An 18,140-nucleotide genomic window follows, 5' to 3' on the forward strand; every position below is an offset into this window, starting at 1 on the left:
GTGCGGCGCTCCCCCTGGGTGGTTAAAAAGGGGCCCTTCCTCTACAAAAAGCGTTAATAGGGGGCCCTTCCTTACATCCCCTCCTTACAGCTGCACCTCGGGGCCGGGGGTGAGGAGGTCGGCGAGGAGGTCGCCGTGGTGGTCGGCGCGGTCGAGGACCTCGGCGGGGGTGTACGGCTTCGTCGCGGGACGCTTGCCGGCCGCGCCGGCCTCGACCTCGTCCCAGGTCAGCGGGGCGGAGACGGCGGGCATGGGCTGGGCGCGCAGGGAGTACGGGGCGACGGTCGTCTTCGCCGCGTTGTTCTGGCTCCAGTCGATGAAGATCTTTCCGGGGCGGAGGTTCTTCGCCATCCTGGACACGATCAGCTGTGGATGCGCCTGCTCCAACTCCTGGGCGATCCGTCGGGCGTAGCCGGAGACGACGTCGGCGGACTGGGTGCCGGCGACCGGGCAGCAGAGCTGCATGCCCTTCTTGCCGGAGGTCTTCGGGTACGCGTGCACCCCGTCCACCAGCAGCCGGTCGCGCAGCAGCAGCGCCACCTGGCAGCACTGGCGCAGCGTCGCCGGGGAGCCCGGGTCCAGGTCGACGACCAGCATGTCCGGATGTTCGCCGATCCGCCACTGCGGGGTGTGCAGCTCCAGGGCGGCGAGGTTGGCCAGCCAGACCAGGGTGGGCAGGTCGTCGGCGACGACGTAGTCGATGGTCTCCCGTCCCTTGCTGGAGCCGGGCGCGGGCAGGGTCGCCACCCGTACCCAGTCGGGGGTGGCCGCCGGGGCGTTCTTCTCGAAGAAGGAGCCGCCGTCGACCCCGTTCGGGTACCGGATCCGGGTGAGCGCCCGGTCGGCCAGGTGCGGCAGGAGGACCGGGGCGATCCGGGTGTAGTAGTCGATCACCTCGCCCTTGGTGAACCCGGCCGCCGGGTAGAGCACCTTGTCGAGGTTGGACAGGTCCAGCGACCGGCCCTGCACCTCGACCCGCAACCGCTCACCCGGCATCGGACACCTCCTCGGCCGGCTTGTCGGGCCGCAGGCGCAGGACCCGGGGGAAGCGCAGCCGCCCGTCCGGGGTCCGCTGGCCGTACTTGACCTCGACGACCACGGTGGGGGTCACCCAGATCGCGCCCCGGGCGTCCTCCCGGGGTACGTCGTCGGCGAAGGGTGAGGTGGTGGTGCGCAGCGGCTCCAGTTCGCGCAGGAGTTGGCGTTCCAGGGCCGCGCCGATGCCCCCGCCGACCCGGCCCCGGTAGGTGAGCCGCCCGGCCGGGCCGGGCACGCCGACCAGCAGCCCGCCGATCTTCCGTGCCCCCGGCCGCCAGCCGCCCACCACGAAGTCCCCGGTGACCTCCAGTTTGACCTTGACCCAGTCCGGCGAGCGGAGCCCCGGCCGGTAGGGCGAATCGACCCGCTTGGCGAGCACCCCCTCCAGCCCGTGCTCGCCCGCCGCGTGGAAGGTGGCCGGGCCGTCCGGGAAGTCCGGCGGCACCGCCCACCGGCTGCCGGCCAGCCCCAACGCTTCCAGCGCCGCCCGCCGCTCCCGGTAGGGCCGCCCGGTCAGGTCCGCGCCGCGCAACCGCAGCAGATCGAAGATCATGTACGTGACCGGGGCGACCGCCGCGAGCCGGGCCGCCCGGCCCCGGTCCCGCACGTGCATCCGTTCCGCCAGGGCGGTGAACGAGGGGGCCCCGGACTCGCCGAAGAGCACCACCTCCCCGTCGAGGAGGGCGTCGTCGACCGGCTCGGTGAGCGTCGCCAACTGCTCGGGCAGGGTCGCCAACTCCGGGTACGCGATGGTGATCTCCGCCCCGGAGCGGGCGTACAGGTGCTGCCGGCCGCCCGCGACGTCGGCCAGGGCGCGGACCCCGTCCCACTTGAACTCGTACGCCCAGCCGGCGCCGGCCGGCAGCGGGCCGGTCATCGCGAGCATCGGCTTGAGCGGCGCGCCGGGCACCTCTCGGACTGTAGTTACCTGCGGAACCTCGCGCGTCACCTTCGATCATTTGCCATCCTGAGCAGGGCGGGAGTGAGGGGGCGCGGCATGCGGGCCATCTGGAAGGGCGCGGTCTCGTTCGGGCTGGTGTCGATCGCCGTCAAGCTCTACTCGGCCACCGAGGAGAAGGACATCCGCTTCCACCAGGTGCACCGCGAGGACGGAGGTCGGATCCGGTACAAGCGCACCTGCCAGATCTGCGGCGAGGAGGTCAGCTACGACGACATCGCCAAGGGGTACGACATCGGTGGCGGCGAGATGGTCATCCTCACCGACGCCGACTTCGCCGACCTGCCGTTGGCCACCTCCCGCGCCATCGACGTGCTGGAGTTCGTCCCGGCCGAGCAGGTCGACCCGATCCTCTACAACAAGGCGTACTTCCTGGAGCCGGAGGGGACGGCGACCAAGCCGTACGTGCTGCTGCGGGACGCGCTGACCGACTCGGAGCGGGTGGCCATCGTGAAGGTGGCGCTGCGCCAGCGGGAACAGCTCGCCACCCTGCGGGTACGCGAGGGGGTGCTGCTGCTCAACACGATGCTCTGGCCGGACGAGGTGCGTACCCCCGATTTCGGTTTTCTCGGCGAGGACCTGAAGGTCCGGCCGCCGGAGCTGGCGATGGCCAGCTCGCTGATCGACTCGATGGCCGGCGAGTTCCAGCCGGAGGTCTTCACCGACGACTACCGGGCCGCGTTGCAGGAGGTCATCGACGCCAAGGTGGAGGGGCGCGAGGTCGTCGCGCCGGAGGAGGTGGAGGAGGCACCGGCCGCCGCCGTGGACCTGATGGCCGCGCTGAAGGCGTCCGTCGAGCGGGCCCGCGCCGCCCGGGGCGAGGGCGAGCCCACCGGCCGGGCGGCCGGCGGTGGTGCGGGCGGCGGTGGTGCCGGCGAGCCGACCCCGATCACCTCGGCCCGCTCGGCGCAGAAGAGCGCGGGTACCGCCAGGAAGGCCCCGGCGAAGAAGGCCGCCGCGAAGGGGACCCCGGCGAAGGAGGCCGGAGCCGCCGCCGCGAAGAAGGCGGGTGGGCGCAAGGCGGCCGGCGAGCAGGCGGGCGCCCCGAGGAGCACCGCCAAGAAGGCCCAGCCGGCGAAGAAGGCCGCCGAGAAGAAGGCGGCCAAGGCCCCCGCGAAGAAGTCCACCCCCCGCAAGACCGCCTGACCCCGCCCCGCCCGTGGCCCGCGCCCCCGCCGGGCCCGCCGCCCCGCTGCCCGCCGCCGCCCCGCTGCCCGCCGCCGCCCCGGTGATCGTGGTTAGGAAGGGGCCCTTCCTCTACCGAAAGCGTTAACAGGGGGCCCTTCCTTGCACGTCAGCCGCGGCCGAGTTTGTGGGTGGGGGTGATCCGGACGATCACCCGCTCCTCGCCGGCCTGCCGGAACGGGTAGCTGTCCTGCCCGAGGTACTTCTTCGCGAGCTTGTCGATGTGCGCGTCGGCGCCCTCGGTGACGAACTCGGCGGTGCCCTTGACCCAGAGGGTGCGGAAGTCGTCCGCCTTGTCCACCACCGAGACCGCGACCACCGGGTTGCGCGCGATGTTGTTGTACTTCTGTCGCCCCTTGGCGGTGTTGAACACGATGTGCTCGCCGTCGGTGTCCACCCAGACCGGGGTCACGTGCGGGCTCCCGTCCGGCTCGACGGTGGCCACGTGCGCGAGTTGCGGCTCGGTCAGCAGGGCGATATCGGCATCGGTGAGGATCGTCATGCCGGAAACCTACCCCCGACCCACCCGGATCATCGGCAAAACCGGCCTCACCGGCACCACCGGCCACGATCGATCGTCGGCAGTACGCCGCTCACCAGGTACCGTGTGTCGGCGACGGCGTCCGGCGCCCGGACGCCCCCACCTTCTCAGCAGGGAGTCGACGACGTGAGCGAGCGGACGGCGGGCGGGCAGGAGAGCAAGGCACGGCGGAGGCTGGCCGAACAGCTCGCCGCGCAGAAGGCGGCCGAGGCCAAGCGCCGCCGCCAGGCGTGGCTGGGCGCGGGTGCCGGCCTGGCCGTGGTGGCGATCCTGATCGGTGTCTTCGTCGCCGTCGGCCAGGGTGGCGACGACGACGCCAGCAACCAGGCGGCCGACTCCCCGTCGGCCTCCGCCGACCCGGCCAACCCGGCCGATCCGGGGGCCCCGAGCGCCCCGCCCGCGCCCCAGCTTCCCGAGGGCGCCGACCCGGCGCTGGGTACCAAGCCGACGGTGACGGCCGGCGAGGGCGAGCTGAAGGAGCTCAAGGTCACCCCGCTGATCGAGGGCACCGGCGCGGAGGTCAAGTCCGGCCAGAACATCACCACCAACTACGTGGGCGTCTTCTACGCCGACGGCAAGGAGTTCGACTCCTCGTGGGAGCGGGGCGAGCCGGCCACCTTCGCCATCGGCGTCGGACAGGTCATCAAGGGCTGGGACCAGGGCCTGGTCGGGGTGAAGGTGGGCAGCCGGGTGCAGCTCGACCTCCCCGCCGACCTGGCGTACGGCAACGACGCGTCGGGCGGCCGGCCGACCGGCCCGCTGCGCTTCGTCGTGGACGTCCTCGCCGCCCAGTGAGTGCGATGCCCGGCCGGACGGCCGGGCATCAGTGCAATCGCGGCCGGACAGCCGGACAGGAGTAAGGACAGCCCGGACGGCCGGGCAGGGACAACGGGACCGGGCGGGACCAGGGCTAGCGCCCCGGTTCCGCCCGGTTTCGTCATCAAGGGTCGATGCTGTGGCCCACAATCCGCTTCCGGCACGTCACCCGGCGGCAGTAGGTTCGGCATCGACCGGGCGGTCCACCGCCCGTACCGACCGGCAGGTGGAGGTGCACGTGGTGGCGTCGGAGGAGACGAGGCGTACCGCCCGGCTGATGTGGACACACGTCGAGCCGGCCCACGCGGTGACCTACTTCCACCCCCGGTCCCGGGCCGCGTACGAGGCGGTCGGGCTGCGCGGCTACTGGCGGGGCTACTTCGCCGGCCGGGCCGCCCCGCTCGGCGAGGTCGGGGCCGCCCCGGTGACCGCCGCGTTCTTCGTCTTCGCCCCGCACATGGTGTCCCGGGCGCTGCCGGCGGTCTGGTCGCTGGCCACCCCGCAGGAGGCGTTGCGGGCCCGGCTGACCGGGGCCGTGCAGGCGCTGGCCGAGCTGACCTACGAGCTGCCCGAGGCGCACCTCGCCGAGACCGCCGAGTTGCTGGAGGCAGCCGCCTCGGCGGTGGACGACGCCGGCCGGGTGCTCGGCGCGGCCAACGCCGCCCTCCCGGCGGCCGAGTACCCGCTGGCCCGGCTCTGGCAGGCGGCCACGACGCTGCGCGAGCACCGGGGCGGTGGGCACGTCGCGGCGCTGGTCGCCGCCGGCCTGGACCCGGTCGAGACGCTCGCCTGGCGGGTCGCCCTGGACATGTCGGCGCAGAACCTGCTCCTGCGGGGCTGGTCCGAGCAGGAGTGCCAGGCGGCGCGGGAGCGGCTCGTCGCGCGGGGCTGGCTGACCCCGCACGGGCAGCCGACCGAGGCGGGGCGGGCCGGGTTCCGGGCCGTCGAGGACGCCACCGACCTGGCCGCCGCCCGGCCCTGGCAGGAGCTGGGCGCGGCGCGGACCGACCGGCTGCGGGAACTGCTCGACCCGATCGCCCACCGCTGCCACACCGTCATCCCGTCCGACAGCCCGATCGGCCTGCCGGCCCGGGCGGCCTGAGCACCGCAGCCGACCCCGCCGGGTCAGGAGCCGGGCAGGCCCCCGCACCGGGCTGGGCGGATCGGGGACGGGTCGGGCAGGATGGGGGCGTGGTGGATGCGGTGATCTTCGACCTGGACGGCGTGATCGTGGACTCCGAGCCGGTCTGGGAGGAGGTCCGCCGGGAGTACGTGGCGACGCACGGAGGCACCTGGCAGCCGGACACCCAGCGCCGGCTGATGGGGATGAGCACCGGCGAGTGGGCCGCGTACCTCAGTGGTGAACTGGGCGTGGAGCGGACCGCCGCGCAGGTCGCCACGGAGGTCGTCGACGAGATGGCCCGGCGGTACGCGGCGCACGTACCGGTGATCGACGGCGCCGACCAGGTGGTCCGCCGGATCGCCGCGCGGTGGCCGCTGGGGCTGGCCAGTTCCTCGCCCACCCGACTGATCGCGGCGGCGCTGACCGCCACGGAGCTGACCGGCAGTTTCCGCACCACCCTCTCCACCGAGCAGACCGAGCGGGGCAAGCCCGCCCCGGACGTGTACCTGGCCGTCGCCGAGCGGCTCGGCGTCGACCCGGCCCGCTGCGCCGCGATCGAGGACTCCTCCAACGGGGTACGGTCGGCGGCTGCCGCCGGGATGCGGGTGGTGGCGGTGCCGCACGGGGCGTACCCGTTGGACCCGGACGCCGAGCGGCTCGCGGCGGTGGTCCTGTCGACGGTGGCCGACCTGACCCCGGAGGTCGTCGACCGGCTCGGGTGAGCCCGCCCCCGACGGCGGTCCTGGCCGCCGGTCGGGCCTGCGTGGGGGAACGTCGGCCGAACCGGGTACGCGGAGCCGCCCGCCCGCCTACCGTCGAGGTCATGAGGGCTGTGGTGTACAACGGGCCGCACGACGTCTCGGTCGACGAGGTCGAGGATCCGCGGATCCAGGATCCGAACGACGTCATCGTCAAGATCACGACCACCGCGATCTGCGGCTCGGATCTGCACATGTACGAGGGACGGACGGATGCCGAACCGGGCATCGTCTTCGGCCACGAGAACATGGGCACGATCGTGGAGGTCGGTCCGGGCGTGGCCAGCCTGCGCAAGGGTGACCGGGTCTCGATGCCGTTCAACGTGGCCTGCGGGTTCTGCCGCAACTGCCGGGCCGGCAAGACCGGCTTCTGCCTGACCGTGAACCCCGGTTTCCCCGGGGGCGCGTACGGCTACGTGTCGATGGGCCCGTACCGGGGCGGGCAGGCCGAGTACCTGCGGGTGCCGTTCGCCGACTTCAACTGCCTGAAGCTGCCCCCGGGCACCGAGCACGAGAACGACTTCGCGATGCTCGCCGACATCTTCCCGACCGGGTACCACGGGGTCGCGATGAGCGAGCTGCGGCCGGGCGAGAACATCACCGTCATGGGCGGCGGGCCGGTCGGGCTGATGGCCGCGTACTCGGCCATGCTGATGGGCGCGGCCGAGGTGTTCGTGGTCGACAAGGTGCCGGACCGGCTCCGGCTGGCCGAGTCCATCGGGGCCACCCCGATCGACTTCTCCGCCGGTGACGCGGTGCAGCAGATCCTGGACCGCACCGACGGGGTCGGCACCGACCGGGGCGTGGACGCGGTCGGCTACCAGGCACACGGGGACGGCGGGGAGGAGCACCCGGCGGCGGTGCTGAACAGCCTCGTCGACGTGGTCCGGGCGACCGGCATGATCGGCGTGATCGGCCTCTACCTGGCGCACGACCCGGGTGCGCCGGACGAGCACTCCGGCCGGGGCGAGCTGCTGTTCAAGATGGGCAAGTTCTTCGAGAAGGGCCTGCGGATGGGGACCGGGCAGGCCAACGTCAAGGCGTACAACGAGTACCTGCGCAACATGATCATCGCGGGGCGGGCCACGCCGAGCTTCGTGGTCAGCAAGGAGTTGCCGCTGGAGGCGGCGCCGGAGGCGTACGAGCGCTTCGACCGCCGTGAGGCGGGCTACTCGAAGGTGGTGCTGAAGCCGGCCGCCTGACCGGCCCGGCCCGCCGGCCTCCCGCACCCGGTCGCGGCATGACCGGGGACGTTCCGGGTACCGCGATGCCGACGGGAGGTACGCCGATGAGAGCGATCGTGTACGAGCGCGGCGGTGACGTCTCGGTGCTCCGCCTGGTCGACCGGCCGGTGCCCGAGCCCGGACCGGGCGAGGTGCTGGTGCGCCTCGCCGTCGCCGGGGTCAACCCGACCGACTGGAAGTCCCGCCGGCAGGGGCCTGCGGCGGGCGGCTGGCAGATCCCCGGGCAGGACGGCGCCGGGGTGGTGGAGGCGGTCGGCGAGGGCGTCGACCGGGCGCTGACCGGCGAGCGGATGTGGGTGTGGGAGGCCGCCTGGCAGCGGCCGTGGGGCACCGCCGCCGAGTACACGGTGGTCCCGGTCCGGCAGGCGGTACCCCTCGGTGACGCCTCCTTCGACCTGGGGGCCTGCCTCGGTATCCCGTTCCTGACCGCGCACCGCTGCCTCACCGCCGGGGAGTTCGTGCCGGACGCCCTGCACGCGGGGGCGCTGGCCGACCACACGGTGCTGGTCCAGGGCGGTGCGGGCGCGGTGGGCAACGCCGCGATCCAGCTCGCCCGCTGGGCGGACGCCACCGTCCTCGCCACCGTCAGCAGCCCGGAGAAGGCGCAGCTCGCCGCGGCGGCCGGCGCCGACCACGTGATCAACTACCGGGAGCAGGACGTGGTGGCCGAGGTCCGGGCCATCGCCCCCGAGGGGGTGCACACGATCGTCGAGGTCTCCGCGGCGCGCAACGCCGCGACCGACGTCCAGGTGCTCCGCAGCGGCGGGGCGGTCTGCGTGTACGCCGACGACGGCGGCGACGAGGTCACCCTGCCGATCCGCCCGCTGATGGCGCCGAACGCCCGCTGGCAGTTCGTCCTGGTCTACACCGAGCCGAAGGCGGCCAAGGCGCAGGCGGTGACCGACGTGGCGGCGGCCGTGGCCCAGGGGGCGATCCGGGTCGGCGAGGCGGCCGGCCTGCCGCTGCACCACCACCCCCTCGACGCGACGGCCGCCGCGCACCGAGCGGTGGAGAACTCGGTGGTCGGCCGGGTGCTGCTCACCACCACCACCAGCGAGTGACCGGCCGGGGCTGCGGCGCCCCGGCGACCCGGGCGGAGCTGCGGCGACCCGGGCGGAGCTGCGGCGACCCGGGCGGGGCCGATTTCCCGGTCGGCCCGGCGGAAGTGAACAAGTTTCGCAACAATGGGACTGCGGGCACATCCCGCAGAAAACGGGCGGCCCCGGCGCGGTGCGAACGCCGGGGCCGCCCTTTCCGGGGGGAGGGGTGTCAGGAGTACGCCCTCACCCATCCAGGCGACGTGTCGCCTGAAAACGTTACGGCGCGGACAGCTCCCGTACGTCCAGCCCGCCGTCGGCGTACCTCGATCGGACGACCTTCTTGTCGAACTTGCCCACGCTGGTCCTCGGCACCGCGTCGACGAACGCCCACCGCTCGGGCACCTGCCAGCGGGCCACCCGCCCGGCGAGGAAGTCCCGCAGCTCCTCGGCGGTCACCGTGGCCCCCTCGTGGACGACCACGGTGGCCAGCGGCCGTTCGTCCCACCGGGGATCCGGGACACCCACCACGCACGCCTCCAGCACGGCCGGATGGGCCATCAGCGTGTTCTCCAACTCCACCGAGGAGATCCACTCCCCACCGGACTTGATCACGTCCTTGGCCCGGTCGGTGAGGGTGATGAAGCCGTCGGGCGACAACGTGCCCACGTCCCCGGTCCGCAGCCAGCCGGCGCGGAACTTCTCCGCGTCCGGGGCGTCGTCCCCGACGTACCGGGCGGTCACCCAGGGGCCGCGTACCTCCAGCTCGCCGACGGAGGCGCCGTCGGCGGGCAGCGGCTCACCCGCCGGCCCGACGATCCGGGCCGCCACCCCGGCCGGCACCCGACCCTGGGTGTACCGGTACCGCCAGGCGGCCTCACCGGTCGCGCCGGCCGGCGGGCGGGCCACCGAGCCGAGCGGGGACGTCTCGGTCATCCCCCAGGCGTGGATCACGTCGATGCCGTGCCGCTCGGCGAACGCGTGCATCAGCGCCGGTGGGCAGGCCGAGCCGCCGACGATCACCTCCCGCAGCGAGGAGACGTCCACGTCGTGGGTGTCCAGGTACGCCAGCAGGTCGGTCCAGATGGTCGGCACCGCGCCGGCCAGGGTGGGCCGCTCGGCGGCGATCATCTCGGCGATCGGGGCGGCCTGGAGGAACCGGTCCGGCATGACCAGCGACGCCCCGGAGAGGAAGGCCGCGTACGGCAGGCCCCAGGACATCGCGTGGAACATCGGCACGATGGCGAGTTCCCGGTCGGTCGGGCCGAGGCCGAACGCCTCCGGCAGGCAGATCTGCACCGAGTGCAGGTAGATCGAGCGGTGCGAGTAGGCGACCCCCTTGGGATCGCCGGTGGTCCCCGAGGTGTAGCAGAGGGCGGCGGCGTCCCGCTCGTCCACCTCCGGCCAGTCGTAGACCTCCGGCTGGTCGGCCAGCAGCGCGTCCCAGTGGTGTACGGCGATCCGGTCGCCGGCCGCCGCCACCAGCGGGGCCGGGTCGCCCCCGCCGACCACCACCACGTGCCGCACCGTGGTCATCGCGCCGATCGAGCGGGCCAGCAGCGGGATCAGCGTCGAGTCGACCAGCACCACGTGGTCGGCCGCGTGGTCGGCGATGTACGCGACCTGGTCGGGAGAGAGCCGGATGTTGAGCGTGTGCAGCACCGCGCCCATGCTCGGCACCGCGAAGTACGCCACCAGGTGCTCGGTGTTGTTCCACAGGAAGGTGGCGACCCGCTCGTCCCCGGTCACCCCGCACTCGTCGCGCAGCGCGTGGGCCAGCCGGGCCGCCGTCCGCCCCACCTCGGCGTACGACATGCGGCGGGGCTCGCCACCCGTCCAGGTCACCACCTCGGCGCTGCCGTGCACGCTGGCGCCGTGTCCGAGGATCCGGGAGACCTGGAGAGGGGCGTCCATCATCGTGCTACGCATGGGTAACAAGCTAGTGTCGCCGGTCACATCTTGGGAACCCCGGAATCCGCACCGGCGCCGGGAACCCTTCGTAGATTGTCCGGGTGAGCATCTCCTGGGCCGACTCGTATGTCGGGCAACTACGCGCGCTGGCCGGTGACCGGACCCTGATGTTCGTCGGCGCCCGCGCCGTGGTCCGCGACAACGCGGGCCGGGTACTGCTGATCCGCCGGTCGGACAACGCGCAGTGGGCCCTGCCGGCCGGCGCGATGGAACTGGGCGAGTCGATCGGCGACTGCGCCGTCCGTGAGGTCCGTGAGGAGACCGGGCTGCGGGCCCTGCGGGTCAGCGCCTTCGCCCTCTACACCGGACCGGACCGGATCCAGACCAACATGTACGGCCACACGTACCAGGTCCTCACCACCGCCTTCCGGGTGGACGAGTGGGACGGGCAGTTGGCCCGGGTCACCGACGAGACCACCGACGCCGGTTTCTTCCGGCCGGGGCAGCTCCCCGAGCCGCTGTCCCGTTCGGTCCCGGAGACCCTCGCCGACCTGGACGTCTTCGAGCAGACCAACCGCCTCATCCTCAAGTAGCCGCGCGCTGACCCGCTCGGCGGAAGCCGGCCGGTCCCGTCCGTGACGCCCCGGCCGGCGGCCACCGCTTCCCGGCCGCCTGCCGGTGGCGGCGCGGGTCAGATCATGGTCTGGCTCTTGGACTCCATGTCGGCGGCGGCCTCGCCCCGGGACTCCTTCGCCAGCGGCGTGCCGCCGGCCGGCGGGGCCTCGCCGCCGAGCGGGCCGGTGCCGCCGGTCGCCCCCTCCGGCCCCGCACCCCGCAACTGGTCGTCGGGCAGGGCCACGGTCACCAGCACCGCCACCACGGCCAGGACGGCGGCGGTCAGGAAGACCAGGTGCAGCGACTCGACGAAGGCCGCCTGGATCGCCCCGCGTACCGGGGCGGGCAGCGCCAGGATGGCCTCCGGCGCGTTGATCGAGATGCCGGTGCCGCCCCGGGCCGCGACCTCGGCGGCCTGGTCCGGCGGAAGCTGGGCGATCGCGCCGGGCAGCCGGTCGGCGAGTTCGGTGCCGAGACGGGCGGAGAGCACCGCGCCGAGGATCGCCACCCCGAACGAGCCGCCCAGGGAGCGGAAGAAGGTCGCCGACGAGGTACCCGCGCCCAGGTCGCGCGGGTCCACCGAGTTCTGCACGCCGAGGATCAGCGACTGCATGCAGAGCCCCAGGCCGACGCCGATCACCACCATGAACCCGAAGGCCACCCAGAGCGAACTCTCCACCCGCAGCCGGGTGAAGAGCAGCATCCCGACCAGCAGCACCACCGCGCCGGCCACCGGGAACCACTTGTACCGGCCGATCCGGCTCATCGCCCGCCCGGTGAGAACCGAGGTCACGATGATGCCGGCCATCATCGGCAGCATCAGCAGACCGCTGCGGGTCGGCGAGGCGCCCTTGACGATCTGGAGGTACAACGGGATGAAGATGATCGACCCGAACATCACCAGCCCGAGGACGAACCCGGCCGCGTTCGCCAGGCAGAAGGTCCGCCCCCGGAACAGCCGCAGCGGCAGGATCGGCTCGGCGGTCCGCGCCTCCTGGAGGACGAAGAGCACCGCCAGCACCGCGCCGGCCACGAAGAGCCCGACGATCACCGTGCTCCCCCAGGGGTACGAGGTCCCGCCCCAGCTCAGCGCGAGCAGCAGGCAGCTCACCCCGGCCACCAGCAGCGCCGCGCCCAGCCAGTCGACCCGGTGCTCGCGCCGGGTGAACGGGACCAGGCGGAGCACCCGGGTGCAGACCGCGATCGCCAGGATCGCCAGCGGCACGTTCAGGTAGAAGATCCACCGCCAGTTGGTCTCGGCGAAGTACCCCCCGACCAGCGGGCCGGCCACCGACGACACGCCGAAGACCGCGCCGAACAGGCCCTGGTACCGACCCCGCTCCCGGGGCGACACCACGTCCGAGATGATGGTGAAGGCGAGCGTCATCAACCCGCCCGCGCCCACGCCCTGCACGCCCCGGGTGACGATCAACTGGGTCATGTCCTGCGACAGTCCGGCCAGCAGCGAGCCGAGCAGGAACGTGCCGATGGAGAAGAGGAAGACCGGCCGACGGCCGTACAGGTCGGCCATCTTGCCGTACAACGGGGTGGAGGCGGTGGAGGCGAGCAGGTAGGCGGTCACCACCCACGAGTAGTGGTCGATCCCGCCCAGCTCGCCGACGATGGTGGGCAGCGCCGTGCCGACGATCGTCTGGTCCAGCGCGGCCAGCAGCATCCCGGTCATCAACCCCGCCATGAGCAGGCGGATCTGCCGGCCGGTCAACACCGGATGAGCCTGGGTCGTCACCCCGCCCGGTTTCCCGGCTCACCAGGAGTATGCGTACCGGTGGTCCTCGCGCCCGGGGCGTCCGTGCCGGCGGTGTTCGCGCCCGGGGCGTCCGCGCCGGCGGGGCAGACGTCGGGGCGGGGACCGGTGGTCCCCGCCCCGACGACGTGTCAGCCGCCCCCGTGCCCCCGCCGTCCGGCTCAGTGCCGGCCCTCGGCGAACTCCTCGACGATCTTGGCGCAGAACGCCGGCAGGTCGTCCGGCTTGCGGCTGCTGACCAGGCCGTTGTCCGTCACGACCGCCTCGTCCACCCAGTTCGCCCCGGCGTTGGTGAGGTCGGTGCGCAGGCTCGGCCAGGAGGTCATCCGCCGGCCGGAGACCACGCCGGCCTCGATCATGGTCCACGGGCCGTGGCAGATCACCCCGACCGGCTTGCCGGCGTCGAAGAACGCCTTGACGAAGCCGACCGCGTCCGGGTCGGTACGCAGGAAGTCCGGGTTCGCCACCCCGCCGGGCAGCACCAGCCCGTCGAACCGGGCCGGGTCCGCGTCCGCGGCGGTCACGTCCACGTCGTACGTGCTGGACTGGTTCAGGTGGTTGAAGGCCTGGATCGCACCGGGCTTCAGGGAGACCAGCTCGACCGTGGCGCCCGCCTCCTCGACCGCCTGCCGGGGCTGGACGTACTCGACCTCCTCGACGCCGTCGGCGGCCAGGAACGCGATCCGCTTGCCCTGGAGTGTCGTCGCTGCCATCTCGGGTCTCCTCTCGTCTCGTCGGGAAACCGACCCCTCGCTCTCGGGAAACCGTTCCCTCCCTCGGGTGGCGGAAACCCGGCGCCCAGGGTGGTCCCCACCACGAGGCACCCACCGCGCGCCGCCCGGTGCGGAAGGGGCCCTTCCTCTACCAGAAGCGTTAACAGGGTGCCCTTCCTCTCAGGTTTGAGTGGGGTGGGGCGGGGGACCCGGGCGGCATGGCGCACGCAGCAGCGGAACAGCACCGGCTCGCCACCGTCGTGCAGAGCTGGCTGGGACGGCCGGTACTCGTCATCGGGGACGCCATGCTCGACGACTGGCGGTTCGCCGACTCGGAGCGCCTCTGCCGGGAGGCACCCGCCCCGGTGCTCACCCTGCGGCGGCGGATCTCGGCGGCCGGCGGCGCGGCGAACACCGCCGTGAACGTCGCCGCCCTCGGCGGGCGGGCGGTGCTCGTCGCCCCGGTCGGGGCGGACGCCGCCGGGGACGAAGTGCACGACTGCCTGGACCGGGCGGGCGTGTGGGACCGTACCGTCAACGAGCCGGGCCGGCCGACCCCGGTGAAGCGGCGGATGCTCGCCGGCAACCAGATCCTGCTCCGGGAGGACTCCGGCGACCCCGAGGACGCGCTCACCGCCGACGGGGTGGCCCGGCTGCTCACCGCGCTGGACTGCGCCACCGAGGAGTTGCGGGCCGCCTCGGGTGGGGTGCAGCCCACCCTGGTCGTCTGCGACTACGGGCTGGGCGCCCTGCCCGCCCCGGTACGGGCCTGGCTGATCGCCGCCCGGGACCGGTACGCGACCGTCGCGCTGGACGCCCACGACCTGGCCGACTGGCACGGGCTCGCCCCCACCGTGGTGACCCCGAGCTTCGCCGAGGCGACCCGGCTGCTGGCCCGCGCCGGCACCACCGGCGGACGCGGACCCGGTCGACCGGGTGGACCCGGCGGCGACGCACGCGGCACCGGTGTGCACGGGTCCGGGATCCCCAACGACCTGCACCTGGACCACCCCGACCACGACCCGGCCGACGGCCCGTCGGAGCTGACCGTCGGGGCCGCCCCCGGCGGCGCCGGCAGCCGGGACGGCACCGCTGCCAGCGCCCCCGCCGGTGACCCCGGCTCCCGGGACACGGCTGCCGCCGGAGCCGTCGGGACGGCGTCCGAGGCCGGTTCCCGCACGGCCGGCGCGCCCCGGGGGGAGCCGGTGCCGGGTGAGGACCGGGTGGCGATGACCGGGGACGGGCTGAGCGTGACCGGTACCGGGGTGACGGTGAGCACCGGGGCCGGCGAGGGGGTCGACCGGGCCGTGCTGGCCGAGTCGCGGCTGGCCGAACTGCGCGCGCACACCGGGGCCGACGTGGTGGCGGTGACCCTGGACACCGAGGGCGCGATCGTCGGCGGGCCGGAGGGGACGTCCCGGCGTAGCCACAGCACGCCCGTGCCGGCCAGCCACGCGGTGGGGGCCGGGGACGTGTACCTGGCCGCGATGACCCTGGCCCTGGCCGCCGAGGCACCGCTGCCGATCGCCGCGCAACTGGCCCAGCTCGCCGCCACGATCACCGTCTCGGAGACCGGCACCTGCGTCTGCCGCCGGGAGGACCTGCTCGGCGCGCTCGGCGACCAGCCGGCGACCGACGCCCGGCCGGGGCTGGTCGAGCCGGACGAGTTGGCGGAGATCGTCGCCGGGCACCGGGAGGCGGGGCGGTCGGTGGTCTTCACCAACGGCTGCTTCGACGTGCTGCACCCCGGGCACGTCCGCTACCTGGAACAGGCGCGGGCCCTCGGTGACCTGCTGGTGGTGGCGGTCAACTCGGACGACAGCGTCCGCCGGCTCAAGGGCGCCGACCGGCCGGTGAACCCGGTCGAGGACCGGGTCACCCTGCTCGCCGCGCTGTCCTGCGTGGACCACGTGGTGGTCTTCGAGGAGGACTCACCGGCCGGGCTGATCGGCCTGATCCGCCCCGACGTGTACGTCAAGGGCGGCGACTACCCGCCCGAACTGGTCCCCGAGGCACCGCTGGTCCGCCGGCTCGGCGGCCAGGTCCGCACCCTCGGGTACGTGCCGGACCGGTCCACGTCGGCGATCATCGACCGGATCCGGGCGCACCACCGCAGTGCCGCCGGCCCGCCGACGGGCGAGGGTACGCCGGCTGCGGGGACCGTACCGAGCACCCCGTCGTGACCCGGCCCCTCGACCTGGGCACCGCCGACGGGTTCCGCCGGGAGCGACGGCTCGACGTGCTCGTCCCCACCCGCAACCGCCCCGCCGAACTGGCGGTCACTCTGGCCGGGCTGGCCGCCCAGGAGGACGTACCCGGGTTCGGGGTGGTGGTCAGCGACCAGTCCGACGACGAACCGGCGTACGCCCACCCGGCGGCGGCCACCATGGTCCGGGCGCTCCGGCACCGGGGCCACCCGGTGCTGCTCACCCGACGGCTGCCCCGCCGGGGACTGGCCGAGCACCGGGCGTACCTGCTGGCCGCGTCGGCGGCCCGGTACGTGCTCTGCCTCGACGACGACGTCTGGCTGGAACCGGGTGCCCTGCGCCGGCTGGTCACCGCGCTCGACGAGCTGGGCTGCGGTTTCGTCGGCAACGCCGTGCACGGGCTCTCCTACCTCGACGACGTCCGCCCGCAGACGCACCGCCACTACGAGGAGTGGACCGGCCGGCCGGTCCCGGAGCGGGTCCGCCCCGGCACCCCGGCCTGGGACCGGGCCCAGATCCACTCGGCGGCGAACCTGCTGCACGTCACCGCCGGGCTCGACCTGCCGGCGGGCGCCTGGCGGGCGTACAAGGTCTCCTGGATCGGCGGCTGCGTGCTGTACGACCGGGCGAAGCTGGTCGACTCCGGCGGCTTCGACTTCTGGCGGCGGGTGCCGGCGAACCACCAGGGCGAGGACGTCGCCGCGCAGCTCACGATGCTGGCGCGGCACGGTGGCGCGGGAGTCCTGCCCAGCGGCGCGTACCACCTGGAGTCGCCCACCACCGTCACCGACCGCGACGTCGAAGCCTGGCAGGCCGTCCTGTAAGGAAGGGCCCCTTCTTAACCCATACGGTAGAGAAGGGAACCCTTCTCACCGACCCGGCCGGGCGAGCGGCGCGGCGGGGCGGGGCGGCGCGGCGGCGCGGCGCGGCGGGGCGGCGAGGCGCGGCGGGGCGGCGAGGGGTGGCGGTTACGGGAGGAGTTCCCGGGCGGCCTCCAGCACCTCGGCGACCGGTACGTCGGTGACGAAGGAGTCCCGGTGCGGGCACTCCCCGCTGCCCTCCCGGTGCGGGTAGAGGCCCCGGGTGCAGTCGACGCCGCAGACCGGGCAGTGCACGGTCCAGGAGACGATCGGCCGGTGCCGGCCGCGCAGGAGGTGGCCGCCGTTGATCAGGTTGCCCACCCAGTAGACGCCGACCGTCGGGGTGCCCACCGCCGCCGCCAGGTGCAGCGGGCCGGTGTCGTTGGAGACCACCAGGGCGCAGTCGGCGTAACAGGCGGCCAGCCCGCCCAGGCCCAGGGTGCCGACCAGCGGCCGGACCGGGGCCCGCGCGGCGGTGACCAGCCGCTCCACCGTGTCCCGCTCGGCGGGCGTACCGGTGACCAGCACCTCGTACCCCTCGGCGGCCAGTTCCCGGGCGACCTCGGCGAACCGGTCGGCGGGCCAGCGGCGGCGGGTGTCTGAGGCCCCGGGGTGCAGCGCCACCCGGGGGCGACCCGCCGCGCCGAGCGCGGCGTGCGCCTCGGCCCGGTCGGCGTCGGTCACCGCCAGGGTAGGGACGACGGTGGTCGCCGGGGCCCCGACCAGCGCCGCCACCTCCAGGTAGCGCAGCACCTCGTGCTGGTAGTAGACGTACCGCACCCAGCGGTCCAGCGGCGGCGCGTCCTCGGCGCGCAGCCCGGCGGTCACCCGCGCGCCCAGCCCGGTCACCACCGGGTTGGAGTTGGCCCCGCCCCCGTGCAACTGCAACGCCAGGTCGAAGCGTTCCGCGCGGGCCGCCGCCAGGAAGTCGGTCATTCCGCCCTCGGGTTCGCCGGGGCCCGGCACCCGGATGCCGGGAGCCGGCGGCACCACCAACACCCGGTCGACCGGGCCGGGCCGGTCGCGGCACAGCTCCGCGTGCCACGGCGCGCCGAGCAGCACGATCTCCGCCCCCGGGTACGCGGCCCGCAGCGCGTCGAGGGCGGGCAGGACGAAGATGAAGTCACCGAGCGCGTTGGCCCGCAGGACGGCGATCCGCGCCACGTCCGGCACGACGTCGCCGGCCGGGCCGAGCAGGGACGGGCTGGCCATGCCGTCCGGTCACCGCCGGTCCGGGCCGGCGGCGGGCGTGACCGGTTGGTGCAGTTCGCGGTCAGCGGCCGGGTCGGCGGGCACGGCGTGACCGGCCGGAACCTGGTCGGCGCGACCGGCCGGAACCTGGTCGGCGCGACCGGCCGGGACCTGGTCG

The 18,140-nt window shown here is 74.0% G+C and carries 16 protein-coding genes; 9 read left to right on the forward strand and 7 right to left on the reverse strand.

The window, feature by feature from the left end; genetic code table 11:
• Positions 1-84: 84 nt before the first annotated feature.
• Together ligD (AWW66_RS21090) and ligD (AWW66_RS21095) are read right to left on the reverse strand one after the other, a co-directional pair.
• Positions 85-996 (reverse strand): non-homologous end-joining DNA ligase, encoded by a 912-nt coding sequence (gene ligD, locus AWW66_RS21090; protein ID WP_067369235.1) that lies wholly within the window; start codon positions 994-996, stop codon positions 85-87.
• The gene (ligD, locus tag AWW66_RS21095) at positions 986-1,948 is read right to left on the reverse strand and encodes a non-homologous end-joining DNA ligase (RefSeq protein WP_067369238.1); all 963 of its coding nucleotides are present in this window, start codon (positions 1,946-1,948) and stop codon (positions 986-988) included. The genes ligD (AWW66_RS21090) and ligD (AWW66_RS21095) overlap by 11 nt, the downstream gene beginning before the upstream one ends.
• A gap of 87 nt (positions 1,949-2,035) precedes the next feature.
• Between ligD (AWW66_RS21095) and ku the strand changes: the two genes are divergently transcribed.
• Positions 2,036-3,142, forward strand: a complete 1,107-nt coding sequence (gene ku, locus AWW66_RS21100) for a non-homologous end joining protein Ku (protein WP_067369241.1) — start codon at positions 2,036-2,038, stop codon at positions 3,140-3,142.
• Between the two features lie 148 nt (positions 3,143-3,290).
• Here the strand turns inward: ku and AWW66_RS21105 are convergent, their stop codons facing one another.
• The gene (locus AWW66_RS21105; RefSeq protein WP_083978697.1) at positions 3,291-3,683 is read right to left on the reverse strand and encodes a PPOX class F420-dependent oxidoreductase; all 393 of its coding nucleotides are present in this window, start codon (positions 3,681-3,683) and stop codon (positions 3,291-3,293) included.
• Between the two features lie 165 nt (positions 3,684-3,848).
• Between AWW66_RS21105 and AWW66_RS21110 the strand changes: the two genes are divergently transcribed.
• From AWW66_RS21110 to AWW66_RS21130, 5 genes are all read left to right on the forward strand, one after another.
• Positions 3,849-4,517: an FKBP-type peptidyl-prolyl cis-trans isomerase gene (locus AWW66_RS21110; RefSeq protein ID WP_067369244.1), complete on the forward strand. Its 669-nt coding sequence runs from the start codon at positions 3,849-3,851 to the stop codon at positions 4,515-4,517.
• 298 nt (positions 4,518-4,815) lie between these two features.
• Positions 4,816-5,640, forward strand: a complete 825-nt coding sequence (locus AWW66_RS21115; protein ID WP_067369282.1) for an SCO6745 family protein — start codon at positions 4,816-4,818, stop codon at positions 5,638-5,640.
• 89 nt (positions 5,641-5,729) lie between these two features.
• The gene (locus AWW66_RS21120) at positions 5,730-6,383 is read left to right on the forward strand and encodes an HAD family hydrolase (RefSeq protein WP_067369246.1); all 654 of its coding nucleotides are present in this window, start codon (positions 5,730-5,732) and stop codon (positions 6,381-6,383) included.
• 101 nt (positions 6,384-6,484) lie between these two features.
• Complete coding sequence (locus tag AWW66_RS21125) at positions 6,485-7,621, forward strand: glutathione-independent formaldehyde dehydrogenase (protein WP_067369249.1); 1,137 nt, start codon at positions 6,485-6,487, stop codon at positions 7,619-7,621.
• An 86-nt stretch (positions 7,622-7,707) separates the two neighbouring features.
• Positions 7,708-8,724: an NADPH:quinone reductase gene (locus AWW66_RS21130; RefSeq protein ID WP_067369252.1), complete on the forward strand. Its 1,017-nt coding sequence runs from the start codon at positions 7,708-7,710 to the stop codon at positions 8,722-8,724.
• Between the two features lie 255 nt (positions 8,725-8,979).
• On the opposite strand, the gene AWW66_RS21135 is transcribed toward AWW66_RS21130, so the two are convergent.
• Positions 8,980-10,614 carry a fatty acid--CoA ligase gene (locus tag AWW66_RS21135; protein WP_211272042.1) on the reverse strand — a complete coding sequence of 545 codons (1,635 nt, stop codon included), beginning with the start codon at positions 10,612-10,614 and terminating at the stop codon, positions 8,980-8,982.
• Between the two features lie 98 nt (positions 10,615-10,712).
• On the opposite strand from AWW66_RS21135, the gene AWW66_RS21140 reads away from it, so the two are divergent.
• Positions 10,713-11,204, forward strand: a complete 492-nt coding sequence (locus tag AWW66_RS21140) for an NUDIX domain-containing protein (RefSeq protein WP_067369256.1) — start codon at positions 10,713-10,715, stop codon at positions 11,202-11,204.
• Between the two features lie 98 nt (positions 11,205-11,302).
• Here AWW66_RS21140 and AWW66_RS21145 read toward each other — a convergent pair whose 3' ends face one another.
• Together AWW66_RS21145 and AWW66_RS21150 are read right to left on the reverse strand one after the other, a co-directional pair.
• Complete coding sequence (locus tag AWW66_RS21145; protein WP_245648409.1) at positions 11,303-12,952, reverse strand: MDR family MFS transporter; 1,650 nt, start codon at positions 12,950-12,952, stop codon at positions 11,303-11,305.
• A gap of 200 nt (positions 12,953-13,152) precedes the next feature.
• Positions 13,153-13,704 carry a type 1 glutamine amidotransferase domain-containing protein gene (locus AWW66_RS21150; protein WP_067369260.1) on the reverse strand — a complete coding sequence of 184 codons (552 nt, stop codon included), beginning with the start codon at positions 13,702-13,704 and terminating at the stop codon, positions 13,153-13,155.
• A gap of 218 nt (positions 13,705-13,922) precedes the next feature.
• Here AWW66_RS21150 and rfaE2 point away from each other — a divergent pair, with 218 nt between their 5' ends.
• Both rfaE2 and AWW66_RS21160 read left to right on the forward strand, forming a co-directional pair.
• Complete coding sequence (gene rfaE2 / locus AWW66_RS21155) at positions 13,923-15,887, forward strand: D-glycero-beta-D-manno-heptose 1-phosphate adenylyltransferase (protein ID WP_067369263.1); 1,965 nt, start codon at positions 13,923-13,925, stop codon at positions 15,885-15,887.
• Positions 15,884-16,735, forward strand: coding sequence for a glycosyltransferase family 2 protein (locus AWW66_RS21160; RefSeq protein ID WP_067369266.1), 852 nt, complete (start codon positions 15,884-15,886; stop codon positions 16,733-16,735). The genes rfaE2 and AWW66_RS21160 overlap by 4 nt, the downstream gene beginning before the upstream one ends.
• Before the next feature lie 144 nt (positions 16,736-16,879).
• Here AWW66_RS21160 and AWW66_RS21165 read toward each other — a convergent pair whose 3' ends face one another.
• On the reverse strand, positions 16,880-17,983 hold the full coding sequence (locus AWW66_RS21165; protein WP_067369268.1) for a glycosyltransferase family 9 protein: 1,104 nt from the start codon (positions 17,981-17,983) through the stop codon (positions 16,880-16,882).
• Positions 17,984-18,140: the final 157 nt, after the last annotated feature.

Origin of the sequence: Micromonospora rosaria (assembly GCF_001567585.1) — a bacterium.
In the GTDB taxonomy this organism is placed as follows: domain Bacteria; phylum Actinomycetota; class Actinomycetes; order Mycobacteriales; family Micromonosporaceae; genus Micromonospora; species Micromonospora rosaria.